The following is a 3,871-nucleotide window of genomic DNA, read 5'->3' on the forward strand; positions in this document are numbered from 1 at the left end:
TCGGGTCTTCCCCCCGGCGTTCCACCGGGTGTGGTGGCCCCCCCCCCCCCCCCCCGAGAACGTCCGCTTCCCCGTTCACGCTAGGCCGGGCGGGTACGCCCGGCCACCGCACCCGGGGCCGGTCAGGGGGCGAGGGGAACCCAGGGCCTGACGTCGAATCCGCCCCTGCTCGCGCATCGGTCATTCCTGGGATGCGCGGCGGTGTGGGCAGGCGCAACGTTGGTGGTGAGGGCGAGGGCGTCTCCCTGTGCGAGCGCTCGGCCTCGAACCGACCCCTGGCAGGAGGACCTGACGACGACTTCGACGACAGGTGCGGCCCAGCCGACGTCGCCGGGCTGTTCGGGCCGGCCGCGGGCACCGTGTTCGCCGTCGCGGCGGAGACCGTCACGTCCGGCCCCTGCCCCGTGCGCCTCGAGCGGCTCGGCCGCCCCGAGGTGAAGAACGTGCTCATGTCGGAGAACGGGGTCGACACCGCGAACACGATCGTGGACCTGCGCGATCTCTGCAACGCGGAGGACCCGTTCCGGCCGGGGCCGCACTACATGGACGCCTACCGCTCGCGACTGAACGCCAACCTGGCCTTCTTCGACGGTCTGGACGACAAGCTCGACTGGCCGACGGACCCGGACGGGACACATCCCCTGACCGAACTGCTGCTCGCCGACTTCCTGGTCGTGGACGTGGCGAAGCCGTACGCCGAGGACAGCTACTGCGAGATCGAGCGCGCCCTGTTGGCGGGGCGGTCGCACACGACCTGTGGTGGCCGCTCGCCCAACGACGATGTCATCGACACGCTGTACACGCTGATCGTCAACGCCTCCCACGGCCCACGGGTCGGCGACGGCGTCGACCGGGCGACCGCGCCGGCCTCCCGGGAGTTCCCGTATCTCGCACCGCGCCCAACCTCGACCCGCCGGCGCCCGTTTCCGTCCCGACGGCCGCGCGAGCCGATGAGCGGCGGTTCTGTCGCCGGCCGTGCGGGCGACGGGACGCGACTCGGCCTCGCCGACGGGCCGACGACGACGGCCGGCGTGATCGCGATGGCCAACCTCGACGCGCGGATCGAGGGCCTCGCGTGGCAGGCGGCACGGGAGAGCCTGACCGGCGACGGGTGGGGCGAGCTGGTGGAGCTGACCGCTCTGCGCGGGCACGTACTGGGCCGCATCGACGAGGCCGAGCGCGCCGCGTCGCTGGCCGACGCGTTCATCGACCGGATGCCGGGCGATCCTCGGTCCCGTGTGGCCCGCGCCAGGCTGGCCGCTCTCTTCCACCGCTTCCCGGCCGCGCTGGTCGATCTCGACGCGGCGGCTGCGCTGGGACTCGATCGGCGGAGCCTGGACGAGGAGCGGGCTGCCGTCCACCAGGCGGTCGGCCGGTACGACGAGGCCCTCGCCCTGCATCGACACGCGCTGTCGGGAGGGCACGACTCCAGAGCCCCGGGCGCCCTGGCGCGCTGCCACGCCGAACGCGGTGATGCGGCCGAGGCCGAGAGATGGTTCCTGGCAGCGAGATGCGCCTACCACGGGGTCAGCCCCTTCCCGCTCGCCTTGCTCGAATTCCACTGCGGGCAGGCCTGGTTGTCCACCGGCGACCCGGAACGCGCGCGCCCATGGCTGGAGTCGGCGATCCGCCGACTGCCTCCCTACGCGCCGGCGCTGGCCCGCCTCGCCGGCGTCCATGCCGCCGAAGGCAGGACTTCCGAGGCCGTCGGGCACCTGCGCCGACTGGCGCTCGACAGCGACGATCCGTACTACGCGGCGCCGCTCGCCCGCACCCTGCGTGAGAGCCGGGAACCGGCCGAGGCCAACGTGAGCCGACTTGACGATCACTCCAGTGGAAGCCTGGTGGTTGTGGGCGACCGCCTGCCCTGTCTCGGGGATCAATTTGCCAAGCCTATCGATAATCAATAGGTTTCCATCGTGATTCGATCGGGGGAGTGGCGTTGGGGAAGCTGACAGTGCTCGCGCTGCGTGCCGTGATGGTGGCGTTGCACGCCGGGTCGGTGTTCGCTCAGGCGGTGATGGTGGCGATGCTGACGGGGGCCATGGAGGCGAGCGTGCTTGCGGGCCGTCGCACCCCGGTTCTCGTGATCGCCGTCCTGGGTGTCGTGACGGTCCGGGTCGTCCTGGTCTGCGTGTGGCGGCTGGTGACGATGGCGCGACGCGGGACCGTGTTCTCCGACGCCGCGTTCCGCTACGTCCATCTCGTGATCGGCGCGTTCGTGGCGGCCGCGCTCCTGGTGTTCGCGCTCGGGGCGGTCCTGGCGTCGGGTGACGTCGTGCCCCTGGGCGTCGTGGTCCTGCTGGGCGTGGTGTGCCTGGCGGTCTTCGGGGTCGCGCTCATCGTGCTGGTGCTGCGGATGCTGCTCGCGCAGGCGGTCGCACGCGACATCGAGGCGTCGCGGCTGGGGGCCGAGTTGGCCGAGGTGATCTGATGCCGATCGCCGTCGACATCGACGTGATGCTGGCCAGGCGGAAGATGTCCGTGGGCGAACTGGCGGACCGCGTGGGGATCACACCGGCCAATCTGGCGGTGCTCAAGAACGGACGCGCCAAGGCGGTGCGCTTCACCACGCTCGCCGCCCTGTGCGAGGTGCTCGAGTGCCAGCCAGGAGACCTGCTGCGCTGGGAGCCCGATGACCCCGAGGGACAGGGACACCCGCCGCGCACACCCAAGTGAACTCACCGACCGAGAGGCCAAGTCATGCCCGACTTCCCGATGTCAGCGGCCACCAAGCGCATAACCATGATGACGGGACTGGCTGTTGCGTGCGGGCTTCTGTCGGCTTGCGGTGCCGGGAGCGCTGACGTGACGTACAGAGCCTGGACCGAAGGAGGCAGCCTGAAGTCCGTCAGGCACGACTACGTCGCCGGCCTCGACGGCGCGGTGAGCGTGCCGGCCGAGGTGAGCGGAGCCGACTGGAGCGCACGGGAGGACGGCGGGCACACTCCACGCCTCAAGGTCGTGCCTACCGGGAAGGGCGTCGCGCACTGCCTCCTGACGGAAGGCGACGGGCGCGTTCTGGACCAACGGCAGGGAGCAGCGGGCCGGTCGGTGACCTGCTCCGCCCGGCGGTAGTTCCGAGTGCCGTCTCGCATGCGTCGCCGCGGTATCCGGGGCACGCTGGTGGGGGAGGGACTTTTCGCGTCCGCCTCCGGGCGGTGATCCTCCCGGTGTGCGAGTCGCGCATGGTCATGGGGCATGCCCGGAGGCGGTCCGGGTCGAGTCGTCCGATCGCGGAGTCGTCCCTCGCCCCAGCGCCTGTTGTGCCCGGCAGGCGGCAGCGGGAAGGAGGCGCGATGGAGATCAAGGGATCGGTCGCCCTGGTGACGGGGGCCGATCGTGGCATCGGGCGCGCGTTCGCTCGCGCGCTGATCGAGCGGGGAGCGGCCAAGGTCTACGCCGGTGTCCGCGATCCGGCGAGCGTGCGCGACGAGGAGCTCTCCGCGCTGCGTCTGGACGTCACCGAGCCGGAGGTCGTCGCCGCGGCGGCCGCGACCGCCGGTGACGTCACCATCGTCGTCAACAACGCGGGCGTCGCGGATTTCGGGACCAGGCTGCTCGCGGGTTCCTTCGACGGCGCGCGCGAGGAGATGGAGATCAACTACTTCGGCACCTGGGCCGTGTCCCGTGCCTTCGCCCCGGTCCTGGCGCGCAACGGCGGTGGCGCGCTGGTGAACATGCTGTCGGCCGCCTCCTGGATCCCCCGGCCGGAGTATCCCGGGTACGCGGCCTCCAAGGCGGCCGAGTGGTCGCTGACGGGCGCGCTGCGCGAGGGCCTGCGCGAGCAGGGAACGCTCGTCGTCGGCGTCCACGCCGGTTTCGTGGAGACGGATCTCAGCTCCTTCACGGACGCACCGAAGATCAGCGC

The 3,871-nt window shown here is 71.5% G+C and carries 5 protein-coding genes; all 5 read left to right on the forward strand.

Annotated elements, in window-relative coordinates:
- Positions 1–203: 203 nt before the first annotated feature.
- A complete protein-coding gene (locus ACWEN3_RS43145; protein ID WP_452983215.1) occupies positions 204–1,910 on the forward strand; it encodes a tetratricopeptide repeat protein in 1,707 nt (568 codons plus the stop codon).
- A gap of 32 nt (positions 1,911–1,942) precedes the next feature.
- Complete coding sequence (locus ACWEN3_RS43150; protein ID WP_452983218.1) at positions 1,943–2,434, forward strand: DUF2975 domain-containing protein; 492 nt, start codon at positions 1,943–1,945, stop codon at positions 2,432–2,434.
- Positions 2,434–2,679, forward strand: coding sequence for a helix-turn-helix domain-containing protein (locus ACWEN3_RS43155; RefSeq protein ID WP_452983220.1), 246 nt, complete (start codon positions 2,434–2,436; stop codon positions 2,677–2,679). The genes ACWEN3_RS43150 and ACWEN3_RS43155 overlap by 1 nt, the downstream gene beginning before the upstream one ends.
- Before the next feature lie 129 nt (positions 2,680–2,808).
- Entirely contained in the window at positions 2,809–3,078 is a 270-nt protein-coding gene (locus tag ACWEN3_RS43160) for a hypothetical protein (protein ID WP_452983223.1), read from the forward strand.
- A 221-nt stretch (positions 3,079–3,299) separates the two neighbouring features.
- The coding region (locus ACWEN3_RS43165; protein WP_452983226.1) for an SDR family NAD(P)-dependent oxidoreductase at positions 3,300–3,871 on the forward strand (572 nt) is incomplete at its 3' end.

The organism is Streptomyces sp. NPDC004561 (assembly GCF_053602155.1).